The organism is Paenibacillus sp. E194 (genome assembly GCF_000935845.1).
Lineage (GTDB): Bacteria > Bacillota > Bacilli > Paenibacillales > Paenibacillaceae > Paenibacillus_B > Paenibacillus_B alvei_B.
In genome coordinates, this window is sequence record NZ_JMDX01000031.1 from 14,718 (window position 1) to 37,174 (window position 22,457).

14 protein-coding genes and 2 pseudogenes are annotated in these 22,457 nt (G+C 46.3%); all 16 read right to left on the minus strand.

What is annotated here, in order from left to right; translation table 11 throughout:
• Positions 1 to 105: 105 nt before the first annotated feature.
• Positions 106 to 2,118: a methionine--tRNA ligase gene (gene metG / locus AZ66_RS06620; RefSeq protein WP_044354102.1), complete on the minus strand. Its 2,013-nt coding sequence runs from the start codon at positions 2,116 to 2,118 to the stop codon at positions 106 to 108.
• Positions 2,119 to 2,267: 149 nt separating this feature from the next.
• Positions 2,268 to 2,411 (minus strand): hypothetical protein, encoded by a 144-nt coding sequence (locus AZ66_RS31260; RefSeq protein WP_156159919.1) that lies wholly within the window; start codon positions 2,409 to 2,411, stop codon positions 2,268 to 2,270.
• A 177-nt stretch (positions 2,412 to 2,588) separates the two neighbouring features.
• Complete coding sequence (gene yidD, locus AZ66_RS06625) at positions 2,589 to 2,813, minus strand: membrane protein insertion efficiency factor YidD (protein WP_036621088.1); 225 nt, start codon at positions 2,811 to 2,813, stop codon at positions 2,589 to 2,591.
• A gap of 83 nt (positions 2,814 to 2,896) precedes the next feature.
• Positions 2,897 to 3,364: a Fur family transcriptional regulator gene (locus tag AZ66_RS06630; RefSeq protein WP_044354103.1), complete on the minus strand. Its 468-nt coding sequence runs from the start codon at positions 3,362 to 3,364 to the stop codon at positions 2,897 to 2,899.
• Between the two features lie 197 nt (positions 3,365 to 3,561).
• On the minus strand, positions 3,562 to 5,667 hold the full coding sequence (locus AZ66_RS06635) for a stalk domain-containing protein (RefSeq protein ID WP_044354104.1): 2,106 nt from the start codon (positions 5,665 to 5,667) through the stop codon (positions 3,562 to 3,564).
• A gap of 260 nt (positions 5,668 to 5,927) precedes the next feature.
• On the minus strand, positions 5,928 to 7,553 hold the full coding sequence (gene nagZ / locus AZ66_RS06640) for a beta-N-acetylhexosaminidase (protein ID WP_082061479.1): 1,626 nt from the start codon (positions 7,551 to 7,553) through the stop codon (positions 5,928 to 5,930).
• 58 nt (positions 7,554 to 7,611) lie between these two features.
• Complete coding sequence (locus AZ66_RS32430) at positions 7,612 to 8,328, minus strand: helix-turn-helix transcriptional regulator (protein WP_231586759.1); 717 nt, start codon at positions 8,326 to 8,328, stop codon at positions 7,612 to 7,614.
• Complete coding sequence (locus tag AZ66_RS32435; protein WP_231586760.1) at positions 8,315 to 9,211, minus strand: response regulator; 897 nt, start codon at positions 9,209 to 9,211, stop codon at positions 8,315 to 8,317. The genes AZ66_RS32430 and AZ66_RS32435 overlap by 14 nt, the downstream gene beginning before the upstream one ends.
• Entirely contained in the window at positions 9,208 to 11,136 is a 1,929-nt protein-coding gene (locus AZ66_RS06650) for a cache domain-containing sensor histidine kinase (RefSeq protein WP_021261809.1), read from the minus strand. The genes AZ66_RS32435 and AZ66_RS06650 overlap by 4 nt, the downstream gene beginning before the upstream one ends.
• A 91-nt stretch (positions 11,137 to 11,227) precedes the next feature.
• A complete protein-coding gene (locus AZ66_RS06655; protein ID WP_036590578.1) occupies positions 11,228 to 12,055 on the minus strand; it encodes a carbohydrate ABC transporter permease in 828 nt (275 codons plus the stop codon).
• Positions 12,056 to 12,057: 2 nt separating this feature from the next.
• Positions 12,058 to 12,942 (minus strand): carbohydrate ABC transporter permease, encoded by an 885-nt coding sequence (locus AZ66_RS06660; protein WP_021253020.1) that lies wholly within the window; start codon positions 12,940 to 12,942, stop codon positions 12,058 to 12,060.
• A 128-nt stretch (positions 12,943 to 13,070) separates the two neighbouring features.
• Positions 13,071 to 14,435, minus strand: a complete 1,365-nt coding sequence (locus AZ66_RS06665) for an ABC transporter substrate-binding protein (protein ID WP_044354105.1) — start codon at positions 14,433 to 14,435, stop codon at positions 13,071 to 13,073.
• 302 nt (positions 14,436 to 14,737) lie between these two features.
• Positions 14,738 to 16,375, minus strand: coding sequence for a DUF4855 domain-containing protein (locus AZ66_RS06670; RefSeq protein ID WP_021261811.1), 1,638 nt, complete (start codon positions 16,373 to 16,375; stop codon positions 14,738 to 14,740).
• 465 nt (positions 16,376 to 16,840) lie between these two features.
• The gene (gene pflA / locus AZ66_RS06675; protein ID WP_021261812.1) at positions 16,841 to 17,572 is read right to left on the minus strand and encodes a pyruvate formate-lyase-activating protein; all 732 of its coding nucleotides are present in this window, start codon (positions 17,570 to 17,572) and stop codon (positions 16,841 to 16,843) included.
• Positions 17,573 to 17,753: 181 nt separating this feature from the next.
• A pseudogene (gene pflB / locus AZ66_RS06680) lies at positions 17,754 to 20,020 on the minus strand (formate C-acetyltransferase).
• A 492-nt stretch (positions 20,021 to 20,512) separates the two neighbouring features.
• A pseudogene (gene adhE / locus AZ66_RS06685) lies at positions 20,513 to 22,457 on the minus strand (bifunctional acetaldehyde-CoA/alcohol dehydrogenase); the annotation flags it as partial.

Genomic DNA, 22,457 nt, shown 5'->3' on the forward strand with positions numbered 1-22,457 from the left:
ACAAATAAAGGCCGGAATCGTTGAGATCCCGGCCTTTTTCTATGGCTATTCATACCCTAATCATCCACGTATGCCTGCCACCTATTTATTTCGTTCAAACCTCTGTTACTTCACAATTGCACCATTCGGCATGCTGTCTGGGACTGTTGCAACCGTCAATTGGCCATCCTTCGAAGCAGCCAAAATCATACCTTGGGACAAGACACCACGCAGCTTCACTGGCTTCAGATTCGCTACACAGATTACCTTGCGTCCAATAAGCTCTTCTGGCTTGTAATATTGAGCGATTCCAGATACAACCTGACGCTGTTCATAGCCCATATCCAATTCCAATCGCAACAGCTTATCTGCTTTAGGAACAGGTTCACAATGTGTCACTTGTGCAACGCGCAGCTCTACCTTCGCAAAATCATCAATTGCGATTTCTTCTTTGGCATCCTCCGGCTTCGCCGACCCTGTCTCAGCCGCAGCAGCACTGTTGTCTGCTTTAGCTTGGGCAGGTGCTTCTTCAGCTGCTGGCTCTGCCTTCTTGCCTCCGTTCATTGCTTCAGCGATGATTTGCACCTCTTCTGCTACTTCCAGACGAGGGAAGATCGGGTCACCCTTCACGACCTTGGTTCCGTTCGGAATGGCTCCGAATGTGCGAACAGATTCCCAAGACGTAATCGTTCCCGCTTCAATACCAAGCTGAGCCCACACCTTCGCTGGGGCTTGTGTCAAGAACGGCTGCAGCAGAATGGAGGAAATACGCAGGCTCTCTGCCAAATGCGCCATAACAGAAGCCAATTCTGCACGCTTGGATTCATCCTTCGCAAGTGCCCAAGGCTGTGTCTCATCAATGTATTTGTTCGTACGGCTGATGAACTGCCAAATGGCAGTCAGAGCTACGGAGAATTCCATATCTTCCATAGCTGCTTCCACTTTATCCACTGTCTGCGCAGCAAAGGCTGCAATTTCACCATCGAAAGCCGTAACTTGGCCTGCATATGCAGGAATCTCGCCGTCGAAGTATTTCTCGATCATTGCAACGGTGCGGTTCAACAGGTTGCCAAGATCGTTCGCCAAATCGAAGTTAATGCGTTCTACGAAGCCTTCCGGCGTGAACGTACCATCTGATCCGAACGGCACCTCGCGCAGCAAGTAGTAACGAAGCGCGTCCAATCCGTAACGATCAATCAGCATAACAGGATCGACAACGTTGCCTTTGGACTTCGACATTTTGCCGTCCTTCATCAGCAGCCAGCCGTGTCCGAACACTTTCTTCGGAAGCGGAAGATCAAGCGCCATCAGCATAATCGGCCAGTAAATCGTATGGAAACGAATGATCTCTTTCCCGACCAAATGAACATCCGCTGGCCAGTACTTCTTGTACAATTCATCATTGTCCGAGCCATATCCTAGAGCGGAAATGTAGTTGGACAATGCATCAATCCATACATAAACAACATGCTTCGGATCGCCCTTCACCTTCACGCCCCAATCGAAAGACGTACGGGATACAGCGAGGTCTTCCAAGCCTGGCTTAATGAAGTTGTTAATCATTTCATTTTTGCGAGATTCTGGCTGAATGAACTCTGGGTTCGCTTCATAGAATTCCAACAGTCGATCCGCATATTTGCTCATGCGGAAGAAGTAGCTCTCTTCCTTAACCAGTTCCACAGAACGGCCACAATCCGGGCAGTTGCCATTCTCGAGCTGACGTTCTGTGAAGAACGATTCGCACGGTGTACAATACCAGCCTTCATACGTACCCTTGTAAATGTCTCCTTGCTGAACCAATCGGTCGAAAATCGTCTGAACAACATTCTTATGACGCTCTTCAGTTGTACGAATAAAGTCATCATAAGAGATATCCAGCTTGCTCCACAGTTCCTTTATTCCACTGACAATGTTGTCAACGAACTGCTGTGGAGTTACCCCTGCGTCTTTCGCCTTGCGTTCGATCTTCTGACCATGCTCGTCTGTACCCGTCAAGTAGCGAACATCAAAACCGCGCAAACGCTTATAGCGTGCCATTGCGTCCCCTGCTACAGTTGTGTACGCATGTCCAATATGCAGCTTGTCACTTGGATAGTAGATCGGCGTTGTGATGTAAAATGTGTTGCGTTGTTGACTCATTGTTCGTTCATCCTCCTCAGCATATCTCTCTTCATGCAGTAAATCCGATGTTGTCTTTCTTGCACTTCACTAGAGCTTCAATCAAAGCTTCGACAAAAGCTTCAATAAACAGAAAAAGCCCCCGCCCAATTTGGGACGAGAGCTGTATCTCACGTGGTACCACCCAATTTCCCACCTGCATACATATCGACAGGCGGCTTCATTGTGACCGGTATGTAGCCGATCAAGCATTCGTTAACGGGAATGATGCGCCAACAGCTTACGGTAGAGCCTGCTTCTCGCAGCTCAATCACTCGCTCACCATCAGTTCCTCCCGGACCATGTTCGGAAGAGCGTCCATACCGGTTCCCAGCAATACCGGCTCTCTGAAATGGCTTCTCTGCTTACTTATCCGTTCCTCGGAGATATCGATTTCCAATTATGTGCATCCAACAACTACCCTCAAATATAAATCAGGAGCTGTCCCTCTGTCAAGGACGCTTCGGAGGTACCTTGTCTACGCCTCCAGGGTGAAAGGGATGGCACTTGGCAATTCGCTTCATCGTCAGCCATGTACCCTTCACAGGCCCATGGACTTCCAATGCTTCCATCGCATAAGTGGAACATGTCGGATAGAAGCGGCATGTAGGCGGTTTGAGCGGTGATATCCATTTGCGGTAGGCTCGAACTGGTGCCTGTACAATTCTCGTACCCAGACTTCGTCTTATTTGACGCTTGTCAGCTTGGCACTCAGCGTGTTCCTCACTTGAGGAACAGCATTGCTTGCCTTCATCCTCCGTCATATTCCGGTTCCACCTGCATCATGGTTAGGTTCAGAAGATGATGAATTATCCTTATCAGTGCATGTAGAGCAGTATCCAAACACTTCGAATTTATGTTGAACGACTTGGAATTGATCAGGTACATCGGTTTGCGACATCGGGCAGAAATGAATCGGATATGTCTTCTCACACTGCAAACATATCATGTGATGGTGATGATGCCCATCTGCACACGTGACGCGGAACTTGACTCCATCTTCGAACACTACCTGTTCCAGAACTCCTAGATCGAACATGATTCGCAAATTGCGGTATACCGTGTCGAAGCTCAAGCCGGAATAACGCTTACCCATAAATTCGTATACGTCCTTAGGTGTTAAATATCCATTCGTGTCAGCGAACAGCTTCGCCAAGGTTCGACGCTGATCCGTAATTCTCATCCCTGAATCAGCCATTTTCTCTATAATTTGTTCAGTCTTCAGCATCGAAGTCCCTCCTCTATGATGTGGAACCCGTCACTACTATAATGCGCTATTCCGATCCTTAAAGTCAAACGCGAATCATAGAAAAAGGACCATCCCGTTCCTATGGAATCAGGATAGTCCGCTTTAAATCGGAGTGCAAATATACATACAAATTTTAAATAAATGCTGTTATTAAACTGTTACATCATAAATGCTAATCAGGATTTCGGTTTAGGGAGTGGCGTGAATACCAGATTGACCGGCAAGTTACTTCCTGCCGCCGAAGAAAACAGCAATTCGACTGACTCTTCATAATCTCCGGTACGATATAAGACACTTGACTCATTCGGGCTTTTCAATGAACCGTTAGTAGGTGTTTGTACCGTTTTGCCATTAACAAGCATGCCCCCTGAATACGATCCTCCGCGTGAATTGAAGGAAATTAGGGTATTCGGCGCGACCTTGTTCAAACGGATTCGGTACAGCACACCATAATTCCCTTTATTGCGTTGATCTTCCAGTGTGATCATGTCGCTTCCGGAAATATCTTGGCTGCTGTCAGCTAGTACAAGGCGACCTACCTTTTCACCTACCGACTCATCCACAGTAAAAGTTATATCCGCGTCGTCGTATGTGCCACGGATATGTTCATCCTTAGCAAGGAACGGCAAATTCGGCAATGCTTTAAATACATCTTTATTTGCATCAATTCCAACGACTGTATATTCTACTGTGCTGTCGGCATTGAAATCGGCGTAAAGTGTATAGACTTGTTCTGGTTTGAATGAGATTTGGTTCAATTCAGGAACAACTATCTTCATCTCGTTTGGTTTCAAATACGTTTCAGTCGTCTTTTCATCAGCGAAAGATTCGAAATAACGAACAGTTCCCATCTTGCCCGTTTGTTGCGGACTTGTGCTCGGTCCTGCGATACCGACATGCTGTACGCTTAAGGTAGTAGGTTCATCCGATACATTCTGAACCAAAATGTAAAATCTCATATTGCTAGAAGTCTTATTAATGTGGTGAGCGAATATTCGTGCTCCCCCCGCAACCCTGTCTTGATAAAGGATTCCGTCTGCTTTCACTGTCTCCGGACTGTTCGAACGATATAGTGTGCGTTTTTCTTTTGTAACTTTTGGAGTTATAACTTGCATGTCCAAAATCCCAGGCCCATCTACTGGATACACATCACCAGCCGGAGTGAACAATTTATTAAAATCATCTAACGTATACAACACTTCATCCGTTACGGAGATCGTTTGACTTACTTCAGCCGTAAGGCCGTATTTGTTCTTCACTTTGAGTGTAATTGTCTTCTCGCCCGGCTCGAAGAATGCCGGTTGCTTGTTCACCCACTCGCGTTTCAAATCCGTATCTTCTTCATCCGAGCTAAAATCATCATATTTAATCGGTTCACCGATTTTATATGTCGTTTTATCCGTACGGAAGCTTGCTACTGGCGGCGTATGCGGTCTTGTAACCGTAATTGTTTGGGAATATGGATCACTCCATTCCCCGTCTTCATCACGTACGCGCAGTGTAACGGTGTATGTGCCTGGCTGGTCATAGATTTCTTGATTTCCGTCCCAATCTACCTCTACAATCTGACGGCCACGTGGATGCGTGGATTGGTCAGTGAATGTAACACGAGTCTCTCCAGCAATAATGTCTTTCTGGTCAACTTTAAACTTCGCAACAGGCTTCGCGCTAAGCTGAATGATGATGCGCTTCGACGCTTGTTCCCACTTATACGGAATTGCCATTGCATCCATCGCGGATGTAACTGGAACCATGAATACGCTATTTGAAATATAAGAAGCGCCCTTCATTTTTGTAGAGACACCGTTTACCCGATAGTCTGTACTTCCCATTTTGTAACGAAGTTCTTTGTCACCGTTCTTGATGATCGTTTCCTTCGTCTTGTTATCAAAGTCCAGCTTGAATCCAAAGCGATCTATCAATGAACGAATTGCGATATAGGAAACGCCCTTCTTGACCGTAATCGGCTGTGGAGATGTGTATTCAACCCCATCTTGATAGATCTTATTGCTGTCTGCAATTAGGACAACAACATTCTTGTCGTATTCCCCAGGTAGAACGGATTGAACACGTGCCTGAGAAACTTGCTTGTTGTCTTGCTTCTTATCCAGCTGCTTCTCTTCCTGATTGCTGCTGTCTTCCGCAGTATTTGAAGACTTATCCGTTTCGACTGTACCACTTACCTCAGTATTCGTCGTCCCCTCTGCAGCGAACACAGGTACTACTGTGAACAATTGCACTGCGGCTACACAGGCAACGAAAAGCTTTTTCCAAGATTTCATAGTAAATGTCCTACTCCTCATCCATCGTTTATATTTCGAAATGTTAATACAATGTGTAGATTGAACATAGTTATAGACGCATTCCTGGGTAAAAAGTTTCTATTTTTTCATTCTTTTTTTAAGGAATATTAAAAGAAAGTCAATATTTACATTTCATTTTCTGAAATCATTATGATTTTACATTGTCTTCATATCCAGAAAAAAAGACCTGCACCGATCGATCGGTACAGGTCTCGAGATGAGTTCTATTGCTGTTTCGCCTAAGAAGCACTGTGCCCAAATGGGTATTGCTCCGAAATCGTAACCGGCAGTTTGCCCTTCGGCTCCTGCAAGCCGAGCAGTACATTTCCCAGCGCCTTCATCGCAGCAGGGCGGTTCTCATAGCAGCACAAGTACGTAGGTACATCAGGGAATTGATTCAGATCATATGGATTGCGAGTCGATGCAACAATGACGCGTGTATTGCTGCGTGCAAGCAATGCATTCACCACATCAACCTGTCCTTGATGCAGCTTCGATACTGGATTGTAAGTCAGGATCACAATCTGACTATATCCTTCTGTGCTTGCCAAAATTTCTTCCACTTCAACTGAGTCTGGATCATTGTTAATCCGGAGCAGCTCCACATCGTTCATATGTGGTTGCAGTGCAGATGCCAACGTATATTCCTGTACGATGAGATCATCGACCTCTGAACGAGTCCGCACTTGAGGCCAGATCACAAGCGTTTTCGCGCTGCGATCAAGCGGCAGTGCACCAGCCTCATCCTTAACAAGCGTCGTACTGTCCTCGAACATACGATCAACCAATGCCTTAGATTCAGGCGTACCGAAATAAGAAGCGAAATCCTCTGGAACTCCTGTCTCTTCGCCCATATGACGCTTATTCTTCAAGGTAATGATACGATCAATGGATTCGTCGATGCGCGATTCAGCGATACGGCCTGTACGAACAGCCTCGCACAGCGCTTGAATCGATGCAACTTGCTCTTCATACGTATGGCTGACTAGCAAAATATCAGCACCGGCTTCAACTGCGCGCACCGCGCCTTCAGCCACGCCAACTTCCTTCGAAATTGCATGCATCTCCAAACAATCTGTTACGATCAAGCCATCATAGCCCATGCGGTGGCGGAGCAGCTTCGTAAGCACATTATGGGACAACGTAGCTGGGATGGATTCCGGCTCAAATGCAGGGAAAATGACATGCGCCGTCATAATGCAATCCACACCCTCTTGAATCGCACGCGCAAATGGAGCAAGCTCAACTGCAACCAAACGTTCCTCATCATGCGGTACAGTAGCCAGGCCGTGATGAGAGTCGACAGCCGTGTCGCCATGTCCTGGGAAATGCTTCGCTGTTGCAGCCACATTCGCCTCTTGCAGACCGCGAATTTGTGCAGTTCCAAGTTCAGCTACCAGATCAGGACGTTCACTGTATGAACGAACTCCGATTACAGGATTCTCCGGATTGTTGTTCACATCCAAGCTCGGTGCAAAGTTCATGTTAATGCCAAGACGGAGCATCTCTTCTCCGCAAATACGTGCAGCCTCATAAGCATGCTCAGCACTGCGAGTAGCTCCAATTGTCATATTGCCCGGGATCAGCGTAATATCTTCCCAGTCGATCCGTGCCACCATACCGCCTTCTTGGTCAATACTAATGAAGAGCGGAATATTCGTCTGTTCACCGGAAATCTCTTGCAAATGATGAGACAACGCACTTACTTGCTCTTTGCTAACCACGTTGCGCTTGAAATAAATAATGCCTCCAACGTGGTGCTCCTTAATCAAGGAACGGATATTATCGTTTACCTCTGTCGTTGCGAATCCACACATCACCATTTGGCCAATTTTTTGCTCAAGCGTCAGTTGAAGTTTACTCATCTCACTCATCCCATCCTCTTCATATCGTGAATTCTTGATGTGATTCATTTAAGCGTTATCATTTTCCCGTCTGAACGGCATCCTCGCGATATTCCGTCGGCTTCTTGCCTGTGTACTTCTGGAAGACCTTGGAGAAGTATCGTCTTTCTGAATATCCAACAAGCGCACCAATCTGTGTAATGCTCTTGTCTGTTGTGCGGAGCAATGACATCGCCAGCTCCATTCGCTGACGCGTCACGTATTCAACAAACGTTTCCCCGAAATGATTCTTAAACAACAAACTGAAATAACTGCAGCTGATTCCTAAGTAATCAGCCATTTCCTCGACGCCGATATCTGAACCTAAATTGCGGTGAATATAATCCTTGGCCGATATCATCAGGAGCTCGCTCGACTTCTTGTTCATCGCGTGTTCCTTCGTATGATCGACTAACTCCATAATCGCACACATTAAGTCCTTGACGCCCATCATATGCTGAAGCTTATTCCACACCGCCTCTTCTTCTTGCGGTGTAACTAGTTCCCACTCCCTCATCTCACGAATCAAGTGAATGATGACATAATGAAGGAACGTCTCCGCACGAACGATGGACTGCTCAGACATATACATCAGGCTGGATTGAAGCGCATGCATTCCGTCATCGACCTTAGAGCGATCATTCTGCTTCATCCCTGCTACGATATCTTCGACTAGCTGCCACTGCGAGACAGAGGCCGCCTGTCTTGCTACTGAGCCTTCATCGACAGATACGAGCTGTTCATCATCGGTATGCAAATAGAGTACGCTGCAGGCGTTTGTACGTATGTGCCAAGCTCATGAGAGGGATCGGCCCATTATCCCATGCAAGGCTTACGGTCATCTTCACATGGCCTCGAACCGCCTGCTGAATTTCCTGTGCCCAGCGTGCCATATCGATCGAAGTAACCTCATGCTGGTCACGATAGCATTGAAGAAGTACGCACCACTCTCCCTCACGCATTTGCAACACGGCATATTTATTCCAATCATCCACAATGGCATCCTGCAGCACGTTGCGAACTGCGAAATTCCACAGCTTGCGCTCATTGTCACTCCAAGAGGCGCTCTGCTGTGCATAGCCATCCAAGTCAACGAGCAGCAGCGAGTAAGCCAGCTTGTCAATCGGCTGCTCTTCATCGACCATGAAGGCCGCAAGTGCCCCAGTGGAGAATCCCATAAGAACATCGAACATCATTTTCTCGTAAGCGAGACTAATCATGCGCCCCCAGCGCCTTTCCGCCAGCTTCTTCTCCAGTTGACGGGTGCGTACAAGATCGGCAAGCTTCTTCACGGTCAATTCAAGCTCATCGTAGTTAATCGGCTTCAGTACATAATCTCGAACACCATGCTGCATTGCGATGCGAGCATACTCGAATTCCTGATAGCCGGTCAGCATCATAACCTCGGCTTCACAACCCATTTTACGAATTTCCCGCAGAAAGTCCATACCGTCCATAGCGGGCATACGAATATCGCACAAAATGATGTCTGGCTCGTGCTGCCGTACCATTTCCAGCCCTTCCACACCATTGCGAGCTGAACCTACCAATTCAACATTCAGCTCATCCCACGGGATGACCAGCTTCAAGTTGTTCAAAATCGGTACCTCATCATCAATGAGCAATGCCTTCACACTCATAACGTATCACCCTGTTCGTATTTCGGTATCACACACTGAATCATCGTTCCCATCTGTGAAGCGGAACAGATGAACAATCCATAACCAGGACCATATCGAATGCGCAAGCGATCTGCTACACTGCGAACTCCGAGTCCCCTACGTTCCGTATTGTACGACTCTTCTTCCTGCGGCAGAACCGATTTTTGCTCATCGGAGAGCATATATTGGAACTTTCTTAATTGTTCATTCGACATGCCCATCCCATTATCCTCTACCCGAATGAGAATGCGATCTTCATCCTCAAATGCGGTAATGCGAATCCATCCTGTGTGCTCAATTCCATCAAATCCGTGTTGGATTGAGTTCTCGACAAGCGGCTGTAGGGTCAGCTTCATCACCTTGCAGTGCATGATGTGCTCCGGCACGTCAATTTCGAAGTTGAACAGCTCCTCGAATCGGAACTTTTGAATTTCAAGATAGCTCTTCAAATATTCAAGTTCTTCGCGAAGCGTAATTTCCTCTTTATCCTGAATGCTAATGCGTAAAATATTGCCTAGGCGATAGACCATCTGGCTTACCTTGCGCCCTTCATTTTGAATAGCCAGCACATTGATCGATTCAAGTGTATTAAATAAAAAGTGCGGCTTAATTTGAGCTTCCAGCACTCTCATTTCCGCCTTATTCTTCTGCTGCTGCTCATTCTTCACTTGATCAATAAGGCCGGACACCCGCTCCATGAGACTATTGAAACCATGCGAGAGCATCCTAAGCTCATCTCTACCCTCTTCATCAACACGGGCGTTCAGATCTCCATCCTCCACCCTGCGCATAAATCGAACGATGCGCGTTATGTTGCGCGTTATTCGGTTCGTAAACAACAGGTTGAACAGCAGCGCTCCAAGGATGCAGAGGAATAGGATGGTAGACACCCATTTCAGAAATACGACCATCTCATTCGAGAGAGAGCTCCAGTCGCGCACGGAAATCAAATACCAGCCGTAATCACTCATGGGGTGGTACGTGATCACACTTTCACGTTCCCCGAATTTGTCCTTGTAGCTTACATATGTATTTTCGAACTTGATCGGCTTCGAAGCATAATCAGCGATCATATGGCCAGCGAGCTGCTTCGAGTTGTCGTATAGAATCTGTCCATCACGATTGACGATAAAGAACTTCGTATTCTCCATCTGATCAGCCGTATAAAACTTGTTAAAGAACGTGTCGAGATCCCAGTTCTTAATCTGGATGATCGATATTCCAATTGGCCTCATCGTCGATAGATCCTTCACAACTCGAATCTGGGTAAAGACCTGCTCGGAGCCAGTCAGTTCCGGATATTCATTTGGCCCGACCCATAACGGAACCCCGTTCAAGTCCATGACTTTCTTAAACACAGGATGCTTTTTGAATTCATGAAAAGGCATTTCCTTGAAGTTGTCTTTGGAAAAGATCGGGATAATCCCTTCTCTTTGTGCATATGGGCTGAAATTGTACAAAAAGGCATAACTAATCGCAGGATGGTTGAACAGCAGCTTGCGGAAATTTTGCTGGCGTTCGTTTATCCGGATATAGTCCGTGCCTTTTAGCGTATCATCAACTTGCTTCCCGACTGGCCGCCCCTGTTCATCCACGAAGTACAGCTTTCCGTTATCGTCATATCTGACGACGCTTGAGCTTACCATATCGTGTTCGTAAGGATTAGGCGATACCAGCGCCTTCTGAAAGACGTTGTTCGCAATGCCTGTGTCGGATACTTTATTGATTTCATCGAATATGTAGCCAATGCTGTGGCTCATGGCCCGCATCGAGAATTGCGCTTGCTCACTATATTTCTTCTCTAGCAAATTGAATGTAATTACAAATGTAATAGTTCCAAGTAAAAGCAAAGGGATAATGATAAGCAAAATAAATCCACTAAACATCTTAAATCGTAAATTCATTGTGCACATTACCCCTTTACTCTCTCTCTAGTCTTCTATGAATATATTAACACGTAAGAGCTTACATTTCATGTAGAAAAGTATGAAAAGATTAGCCCTTGACCCCGCCTGCTGTGAGACCCTCAATAATTTTCTCTTGCAGGATAGCGTAGATGACCATAACAGGTACGACGCTGTATACGATACCAGCCGCCATCTGCGCGTAGTTCGTGTTATACGTATCACGGAAGCCGACCATACCGACCGGAAGTGTACGCAAGTTGTCTGTTGAGATAAAGAAGTTTGCGAGCAAGAACTCATTCCAGTTGCCGAGGAAGTTGACAATGAATACGGTCACGAGCGCTGGTACCGTCAACGGCAAGATGACTTTGAAGAAAATGCCTGGTGCCTTCAAGCCGTCAATTACAGCTGCTTCCTCAATCTCAGACGGGAGACTTCGCATAAATGCCGCCAAGATAATAATTGTAAATGGTATTGCCCCTGCCGTGTAAGGGACATATAGGGCCCAGTGCTTATCGAGCATGTTCAAGTTCTTCAAGATGCCGTAAATCGGAAGCAGTAATGCATTGCCCGGAATGAGCAAGCCTAGCAAAATGAACTGGAACACTGCTGCACTCATCTTCTTATAACGCATACGTGTAATCGCAAAGGATGCAAGAGATGCGATGAGAATCGTAGACACGGATGCTGCAAGTGAAATATACAAGCTATTTACGAAATAAGTGCTAATTTTGGCATTGACCCAAGCTTTCACATAGTTATCCCAAGCGAATTCTGTCGGCAAGCCGAATGGATTCGCTGCAATGGCTCCGTTGTCTGTCTTCACCGATGAGAACAAGACGAACAGGAATGGGAATAGAATAACCGCCAAATACAACAGAAGGAAAATATGAGGGGTTCCCTTTTTCAGCTGTTTCATCATTAGTATTCAATCCTTTCTGTTCTACGCGCAATAAGTACTTGATAAAGCACAGTAACGATGAGCGTGAACACGAAGATAAGGACTGCAATGCTGTTCCCATAGCCATATTTGAAACTTGTAATCGAGTGCTTGATCATATAAGTTGCCATAACATCGGTTGCCCCTGCCGGGCCGCCCTTGGTCATAACGATGACGATATCTGCCGCCTTCATTGCACCTGCGATCGATAGCATAATAACCACGGAGATGATTGGCATAATGAGCGGAATCGTAATGCGCATCGCACGTTGAACGCCAGTTGCGCCATCAATCATCGCTGCTTCGTCAAGATCCTTCGGAATCGCTAGAATTGCAGCCAACACCATAACAATGTAGAAACCGGTCCACTGCCAAGCGTTCGTAATCAAGATCGAAATCATTGCCGTTTTCTTGTCTGCCAGCCACATAAGCGGATCGATACCGAACAAACCTAGCAGCTTGTTAAGAAGTCCTGTGTCCGGATCGTAAATGAAGCCCCACAAAATACCGATGACGGCCGTGGACATAACAGACGGCATGAATACTGCTGTCTTGTACAATCCTTTCAAACGCTTGACATTGGAGATGAGCAGTGAGAAGAAAATGATTAACGGGACTTGGACTAACAAAGAGAACAAAATAAAGTATCCATTATTCTTCACCGATTCCCAAAAATCTGGCTTACTCATCACATTGAGATAGTTGTCAAAGCCAATAAATGTAACGTCCTTCGATATTCCGTTCCAACTCGTAAAGCTGTAGTAAATCGCATTGATTACCGGGTATATAAAGAATGCGATGAACAAAACGAGCGTAGGAAGCAAAAATAACACATATGTTAAGGGGTTTCTTAATGCTTTGTTCATATGATTTCCCTCCGTCCGTCCCACATCGTAATCATACTGGTTGACTGCTGCTCAGGATGATAAATGAGCACCACCCCCCGAGTAGGACAGGTGGTGCTCATTGTGGTCAAGCTTGCTTTTTATTTATCTTATTTCGATGCTGCGTTCGCTTCTTCTTGTACCTTTTGTACGGCATCCAGAGCCGCTTGCGGTTCAGCTTCGCCGCTGATCATTTTTTGAAGTTGTTGACCGAGTGCTGTGTTCACATCCGCTTGTACGAGAGCGTCAAATGCAGGCCATGTGAATTTCACGTCTTTCATTTGAGCCATAATCGCTTGCAGCAAGTCGTTGCCTTGGGAAGCTGTATCCAGCTTCGCTTGGTCAACCTTCATTGCAGGGATAACGCCATCTTCCTTCAAGCCGCGTACTTGCATGTCTTCGTTATACAAGTTCTTGACGAACGCTTTTACCGCTTCCATTTTGCGTGGATCTTCAGCAATCTTGGAAGAGAATGCATATCCGTTGTTCGAGTCGAACATTACGCTGTAGCCGTCGCCTTCTTTAGCTGGAGGCATCATGAAGAAACCAGCTTTGTTATGCAATTTACCGGATTGTGTTGCATCCGCGAATACGGAAGATGCCCAAGATCCATCGAACATCATAACTGCTTCACCATTTACCAACTGTGTACGTTGTGTTGCATAGTCAAGACCAAGCTCGCCTTTTTTGAAGTAGCCTTTCTTGATCCAATCTGAGTGCTTCGCAAATGCTTCTACCATTTTTGGATCGTTCCACTTCGTTGTTCCTTTCGCAAATCCGGAAGTAATATCCGCACCGCCGTAGTAGGACCACAATGTGTTTGTTGTCATCAATGGCACCCAAGCATCCTTGGAACCAATTGCGAATGGAATTTTGCCGTCAGCCTTTACTTTTTCAGCGATTGCTTCAAGCTCAGCCAATGTTTTTGGAATTTGAATTCCTTTTTCAGCGAAATAGTCTTTGTTATAGAAATAACCTTCAATTGAAGCACCGATTGGCAAACCGTAGATCTTGTCTTCTACTGTCCATTGTGCAAGGGATTGGAACTTGTCCTTCAATCCAAGCTCATCCAGAATCGGAGCTACATCAAGTATAAGTCCATTCTCCGCGTACAATTTCACGTCTGGGTTACCGAAAGCATCAAAGATATCTGGAGGAGATCCGCTTCCCATTTCTGCACGAAGCTTCTCTTTACGGTTAACCTCAGAGTCAACACCGTCAAGCTTAATTGTTAGACCTGGAACTTCGGATTCTGTCTTCTTCACAACATCTTGCAAGATAGCGAAGCGATTTTTCTTCGAATCGCCTAGCTGCGTATGACGAAGTGTAAGCTCAAATGGTTCAACCTTTTTATCTTCACCAGCTGTTTGGTTCGCTGGCTTCTCAGAACCACTCTCTGTCTTCGATCCGCATCCTGTAAGCGCTGTCGTTGCGATGAACAGAAGCGTCAGAATCATTACCAATCCTTTTTTCATGTAAGGACCCTCCCGTATTTTTTTGTCTGCTGGTAAGATCTTGTTGTTTTGTTTGGTACGCTTTTATTATAATTCGACAATGTCCTTCCTGTAAGGACGACATTTTAACTATTGGGGGATAAAATCCTCTAACAAATCAGGGATAAAATAAAACAGCGGTCAAAACCTCGATTTGAGGATTTGACCGCCAATTTGTAAAACACCTAGAATATTTGCTTGTCTAGTAATTCCCAATTCAGCTTACGCATTACAATTTTATAGAGCAGGTGATTGAATATAGCTATTGCATTTGCATCCTCTATTTAATTCCCTCTTGTGAAATTGTACAGCCTATCATACAGCGCACGTATGCTAGGATTCGTGCTGTTCGCTGCATCGCGCAGAACCGGCCCGCTTCCTTTATAATACGCAGTAAAGCCTTTCCCTGCGAATCCGTATTGATAGCCTGCGTTCATATATTCATTGAATCGGCTCTGGAACGTATTATCCGTTAGCATACGATTGTCGAACTCCACTTCAACACCCATACCATATCGTTTGGCAGTTTGAATACCATCTACAAGACGATCGATTGGCAAATCTTCAAAAAAGTAGTTCGGTTGGTACGTCGCTGCATCGAAGCCTGCGTCCTTCCATATAAAACTCTTATAGGTCAAGGAATGAGGGATCCAGAACGATTTCAGCCCTCTTGCATGAACATCAGAGTTCATCATCCGCAAGAAGTCTGGGGCTGACTTGGACCAGCTAATCTCTTCATCCACCCAGTACATGCCAACCAATTCAAGATTGGAGTAATTGTTCGCATTCCAACGGTTTTGTACCTCTTGCAGCCACCATCTGACTGCCTTCTGGCGTGTCGCCAATGCTTTCTCTATGCCCACACTGGCTTCACTAAAGTTCTCCGTAATGCCGTCGCCGTCAATATCACCGAAGTTCGTCGTGTTTTCTCCCGGATTTGGCAGCATCATGACAACCTTCGTTTTGTGGTTCGGCTGCCCGAGTTGGATTCCTACTTCCTTCGTTGCTTCGTTCAATTGCTTTAAGTCACCTTGAGCGCCAAATGTTTTATCCAGATACCATTGCCAATCCGTCAGGAGTGAATCCTTTCCGAAATCACGACCCGCCGGAGATTGGAGACCCAGCATCAACACACCATCAAAGAACCAATCCTGAACTTGACCGGCTTGATTCACGTAACCAATTTCCGGAATCAGGCTGTCTTTTGTCCACGCCGGAACGTCAGGGTAATATCCATTGTAGACAAGTGATAAATTACGGATTCCAGCAGTGTCGACGCCTGGGTACTGGAATTCGAACGGCTTCATGTTCACGACAACTGCTCCATCAGCCTTGCCGTCAGTACCCATAATTTCAATCTCATCAATAAATGTCCATGCCCGTGGATGCATCGAGAACACAACCTTCACGTAGCGTGCATAGGCCATCGTAGCACCTTGTCCTCCGCCTGCAACCCCATCTTTGCTGCCATCCCATACATAGGTTTGATCAATCGGAGGGCCATTCGTCCAGCCACGTTCCGTTGCTTTGTGCCCGACAATTCCCCAATTAATACTATCATCTGACACATATATAGATACGCTCAACGGGAACAAAATCGCAGAACCTGGCCAATCTTGAAGGAAGTGCGCCTTAACGCTTGCTATCGATTTCCGTTGACCAAAGTCGAATGTGACTTCCCGCGCCTTTTTCTTTATGTGCCCGACCCACGCTGGATCCGTCACATTCGCAGCGCCCTTAACGCCATTAGTCAGTTTATTGCCTGAATCCGGATAGTTCGATTCCGGCGCTTCCGACCATGTGTAGGTAGAGCTCGGTGCAAGATTGCTGAGCTGTAGTGCCGCTTGGGCATTCGACATGTTCGGAATGATTGACAATACCAGCATCATGCTAAGCACAAGTGCTGTCATCTTTTTCTTCATAATCAATATCCCCCTATATACGTTCATTTTCGAAGAATACGGCCCTGAATCATCTAATGATTAAGCTTCAATCATACCTCCTCTATTCATAAATTCATCATAGAAAGCTGATCCCTCATGATGCCTGATGACTTTTCTATGTTGAACCAGTAGCTAGAAGCGTCTATTCACCTACCAGTTATGAGGACAAGAAAATGCATTTCTACAGCATATATTCCTGCAAAAAAGCCCTTTATGATAGCGCTTCCATTTCAAGTTGCCTGATTTCCTTTTTTTCATCCTTACAGCGCATTATAGTTTTTTCCTTCCATTTTAGAAATAGTTCTTTCCGATCATTTTATACACAATATTATTGAATGCACGTTCTAGGTGAACACTCTTTCATCTATTGCAACAAAAAAAGAGATGACCTCTTCCCTGCTAGGCAAGTCATCTCTCTTCCTATATAAATAGATATGAAATACACTATACGCTCGTCTGCCCGCGGCCCTTCTCAATAAGCGCATAAGCACGCTCCACCTCTTCTGCAGTCGGGGAAGGAATCCCTTCAAGCGGATACTTCTCGCCTAACTGTTCCCACTTGTATACGCCCATTTGATGGTACGGTAGGATTTCGAATTTCTCAACACCTTGCAGTGTACCGATAAAGCGGCCCAATTCGAGCAAGTCCTCTTCTGCATCGTTGATCGTTGGCACAAACACGTGGCGAATCCACATTTTCTTGCCATGCTCAGATAACCAGCGCGCCGTGTCTAACGTCCGGTTGTTCGGAACGCCTGTGAGTGCAATATGCTTCTCGTTGTTAATATGCTTAATATCCAGCAGTACTAGATCCGTAACATTCATCAATTCTTCGAGCTTCGTTACTTCGTTGAAACCGTTCGAATCTAGGGTTGTATGCAGATCCCAGCGCTGCTTCACTTCACGGAATAGCTCTCTAACGAATGCAGCCTGCAGCGTTGGCTCCCCGCCCGATACGGTCAAACCACCGCCAGAGCTGCGGTAATAAGGCAAGTAAGGTTCAATTTCAGCAAGTACTTCCTCAAGCGTCATTTCTTTGCCTTCACCTAAGCTCCATGTATCGCGGTTATGGCAATATTGGCATTTGAGCGCGCACCCCTGCATGAATAAAATAAATCGTATGCCAGGTCCATCAACGGTACCGAATGTTTCTAACGAGTGAATACGTCCGATCATCTCTATCACTTTCCTCTCCAGCCCATTACAACCTGCCTAAATGAAAAGAGGAGCGCTCCCTCCCTGCCATTGACCGAAAGGTACTAGGCATGTGGTGTAGTTGCGCCCCTTTACTTATCAAATATCGAGTATATCCTTTACATTGCTCAACTTACTTCGATTTCAACCGTACAGAAGGTTCTTACATCGAACCATGGAATGTGCGGTTGATTACATCCATTTGCTGCTCGCGAGTCAGTTTGATGAAGTTAACTGCATATCCCGATACGCGAATTGTCAATTGCGGGTAGTTCTCTGGATGTTCCATCGCGTCCATCAGCTGTTCACGGTCGAATACGTTAACGTTCAGATGGTGCGCATTGCTGCCGAAGTATCCATCCATCATCGATACGAGGTTGGATTTGCGAACATCAAGTTCTTTACCAAGCGCCTTAGGTACGATAGAGAATGTATTCGAGATTCCATCCAAGCTGTGCTCATATGGAAGCTTTGCTACCGAGCTAAGCGATGCGAGCGCACCCTTCTTATCGCGGCCATGCATTGGGTTCGCGCCTGGAGCGAATGGTTCGCCAGCTTTACGTCCGTCAGGAGTTGTACCTGTCTTCTTACCGTACACAACGTTCGACGTAATCGTCAGTACCGATTGTGTTGGCAATGCATTACGATAAGCTTTATGCTTGCGAATCATGTTCATGAACGATTCAACCAGCTCTACAGCGATGTTGTCTACGCGATCATCGTTGTTACCGTAGCAAGGATATTCGCCTTCGATTTGGAAGTCAACGGCGATGCCTTCTTCGTTGCGAATCGGTGTTACTTTGGCATATTTGATTGCACTCAGGGAGTCAGCTGCTACCGACAAGCCGGCAATACCGCAAGCCATTGTGCGCAAGATTTCTTTATCATGCAGCGCCATCTCAATGCGCTCATAGCAATATTTATCATGCATGAAGTGAATCACGTTCAGTGTGTTCATGTACAACTTCGCGAGCCATTCCATCATCTGCTTGAAGCGTTTCACAACCTCGTCGTAGTCCAATACGTCGCTTGTGATTGGAGGAAGCTCAGGTCCTACTTGCAAGCCAAGCTTCTCGTCTTTACCGCCGTTAATTGCGTACAGCAAGCATTTCGCCAAGTTAGCGCGAGCACCGAAGAACTGCATTTGCTTACCAATGCGCATTGCGGATACACAACATGCGATACCGTAGTCGTCGCCATAGATTGGACGCATCAGGTCGTCATTTTCATACTGGATGGAGCTTGTTTCAATCGATACTTTCGCACAATACTTCTTGAACGCTTCAGGAAGCTTCGTCGACCAGAGTACAGTCAAGTTAGGCTCTGGCGCTGGTCCCAAGTTGTACAAGGAATGCAGGAAGCGGAAGCTGTTCTTCGTTACACGAGTTGTACCGTCCGCAGCCATACCACCGATAGATTCTGTTACCCAAGTTGGGTCACCGCTAAACAGGTCATTGTATGCAGGTGTGCGCAAGAATTTAACGATACGCAATTTCATGATGAAATGGTCGACCAATTCTTGAGCTTCTTGCTCTGTCAAAGCACCTTCTTGAATGTCGCGTTCCACATATACATCGAGGAACGAGGATACACGACCGAGGGACATCGCTGCACCGTTCTGTTCTTTGACGGCAGCCAAGTAACCGAAGTATACCCATTGGAACGCTTCTTGTGCGTTGATAGCTGGCTTCGAAATGTCCATACCGTGCATAGCAGCCATTGCTTTCAATTCAGCGAGTGCGCGAATTTGCTCTGAAATTTCTTCACGGTCACGGATAGTAACTTCATCCATTGCATCCAGTTCAAGATTATTCAGATCGTTTTTCTTTTGCTTAATCAAGAAGTCTACACCGTACAGTGCTACACGGCGGTAGTCACCAATGATGCGGCCGCGGCCGTAAGCGTCTGGCAAGCCTGTGATAATACCAGCTTTACGCGCCATGCGCATGTCGGATGTATAAGCATCGAATACGCCTTGGTTGTGTGTTTTGCGAATGTCTGTGAAAATTTTGATAACATCTTCCGGCATTTCGAAGCCGTATGCTTTACAAGCATCGATCATCATCTTAATACCGCCGAATGGTTGAATCGAGCGGCGGAACGGAGCATCCGTTTGTACACCTACTACTTTTCTTTTTCTTTATCTAAGTATCCCGGTTTGTGCGATACGATTGTTGAAGGCGTGTTAACATCAACATCCCATACACCACCGCGTTCACGTTCTTCTTTGGAGAGCTGGCTCACGATATCCCACAGATCCTTCGTGTTTTGCGTTGGACCTGCCAAGAATGCTTCATCGCCCAAGTAAGGCTTGATGTGTCCGTCCAAGAAGTTCGGGACATCCACGTGTGTTTGCCATTTGCCTGCTTTGAATCCACGCCAAGGATTCATTTCATTTGTTTCTGTCATGTTCTTTTCCATCACCGACATCGTAATCCCTCCATACATGTTTGTTTTTCTGTATGTGTTGTAATCGAATGAAAGCACACACCCAGCAAGATGTTCTCGTTTCCCATTTCACATTGATTGTGATGATTTTCACGAAAAAGGCTGCAAGGCGGTTATCTCATCTTTCGCTTTCGTTCGATAGCTGCCTTTTCGTAATGCCGAGTGAGGCTATGCAGCAAGTTTTTTAGAGGCAAATTCTGAACCTTTTTCGTTCCTCCCTTGCTACGTCTTCATTGTACCTCTTTTCACACTTTCAATTATGTGATATTTATCACAATATAAGCTGGGCAAATGATTTTTTTCACATAATATGATTCAAAATGTTGTAATCTCCACTGCTGCCCTGCTTTTTGCAGGTGCTTAGCACTTGATTAGCACTCGTTTACCGCTTTATAAGCAATAGTTCAGCAGTTGATTATACAACAAGGACAGCGGAGAATATCTCCCCGCTGCCTCGCTATCGTATCATCTTAATTATTCAAATCGTCCATAGAAGGCGTTCCGATATACATCAGCCAACTCTGTTACGAGTGGAAGCTTCGGATTCGCTGTTGTACATTGGTCTTCAAAGGCGCGGTCTGCCAAGTAATCAACATTGGATTCGAAGTCCTTGGCATCGAATCCAATCGCTTGGAACGATTCTGGAATACCCAGTTCGCGGTTCAATTCCCGAATTGCGTTGATAAGGCTGTTCACACCCTCTTCCGTAGTGCGGCATGGAAGACCGAGGATGCGTGCAATTTCCGCGTAGCGCTCATCTGCCACGAAGTGGTCATATTTCGGGAACGAAGCGTACTTCGTTGGTTTCTTCGCATTATAGCGAATGACATGCGGCATGAGAATTGCATTTGTGCGACCATGTGCAGTATGGTATTGCGCCCCCCATTTATGCGCTAAGCTGTGGTTGATACCTAGGAATGCATTCGCGAATGCCATACCAGCAAGTGTCGATGCGTTGTGCATTTTCTCGCGCGCTTTCGGACATGCTTCATGATGAGATTTCACCAAGTTCTCGAATACGAGCTGAATGGCCTTTATTGCCAGACCATCAGTATAGTCGCTTGCCATCACTGATACATACGCTTCAATCGCGTGCGTCAATACGTCCATTCCCGTATCAGCAACTGCCGTCTTCGGCAAGCTGTACACGAACTCTGGGTCAATAATCGCTACGTCCGGCGTCAGCTCATAATCAGCAAGCGGATATTTCGTGTTGCCTTTTTCCTTATCCGTAATAACCGCGAACGAGGTTACTTCCGAACCTGTACCCGAAGTCGTCGGAATTGCGACGAACTTCGCCTTCTGGCCAAGACGTGGATACTTGAATGTACGCTTGCGGATGTCTAAGAATTTCTGCTTCAGGTTGTCGAATTCAGCATCTGGATGTTCGTAGAACAACCACATGCCCTTCGCTGCATCCATCGGCGATCCGCCGCCCAAGGCGATAATGCAGTCTGGCTCGAAGCTGAGCATCATTTCTGTACCGCGTTCCACTGTCTTCGTCGAAGGATCTGGCTCGACATCCGAGAACACTTCAATGACGACTGGGTTGCGGCGTTGACGCAAATAGTATTCCAGCTTCTCCACGTAGCCCAGCTTCACCATCATTGGGTCGGTAACAATCATGACACGGCTAATATCCGGCATCTTCGCCAAGTATTGCGTTGCACCCTTCTCGAAGTAAATCTTATTTGGCACCTTGAACCATTGCATATTCACTGTACGCTTCGCCACCCGTTTAATATTCAGCAGATTGACCGCTGTTACGTTCGAAGAAGTCGAGTTGCGGCCATACGATCCGCAGCCAAGTGTCAACGAAGGAATATTGGTGTTGTACAAGTCTCCAATCGCGCCATGAGTAGAAGGTGAGTTGACCAAAATGCGGCCCGTTTGCAGACGGTCAGCGAACTTGCGAATTACCTCGTCATCATTCGAGTGAATGACCGAAGAGTGACCCATACCGCCAAAGGCAACAATTTCAGCCGCACGGTCAACGCCTTCTTCTGCGGTCTTCACCTTGTAGCAAGCAAGCACGGGGCTCAGCTTCTCTGCAGACAGTGGGAACTTCGGCCCCACTCCATCAAGCTCAGCTACAAGTATCTTCGTTGTATCTGGTACTTGAAGTCCGGCCATCTCAGCAATCTTCTTCGCAGATTGGCCCACGATGTTCGGATTCACCGCACAGGTGTCTGTCTTCATGGCCATCGCTTGGAGCTTGCCGGTTTCTTCCTTGTTCAAGAAGTAGCAGCCTTGTGCGGTCATCATTTTCTTCGTTTGTGCGTAAATCGGCTCTTCAATGATGACTGCTTGCTCGGATGCGCAGATCATGCCATTATCGAACGTACTTGGACAGAACTCAAATCCGTTACCGCTTCGATTACAGACTTCCGCCGTCTTCTCGATGAACGCACGGCACGTT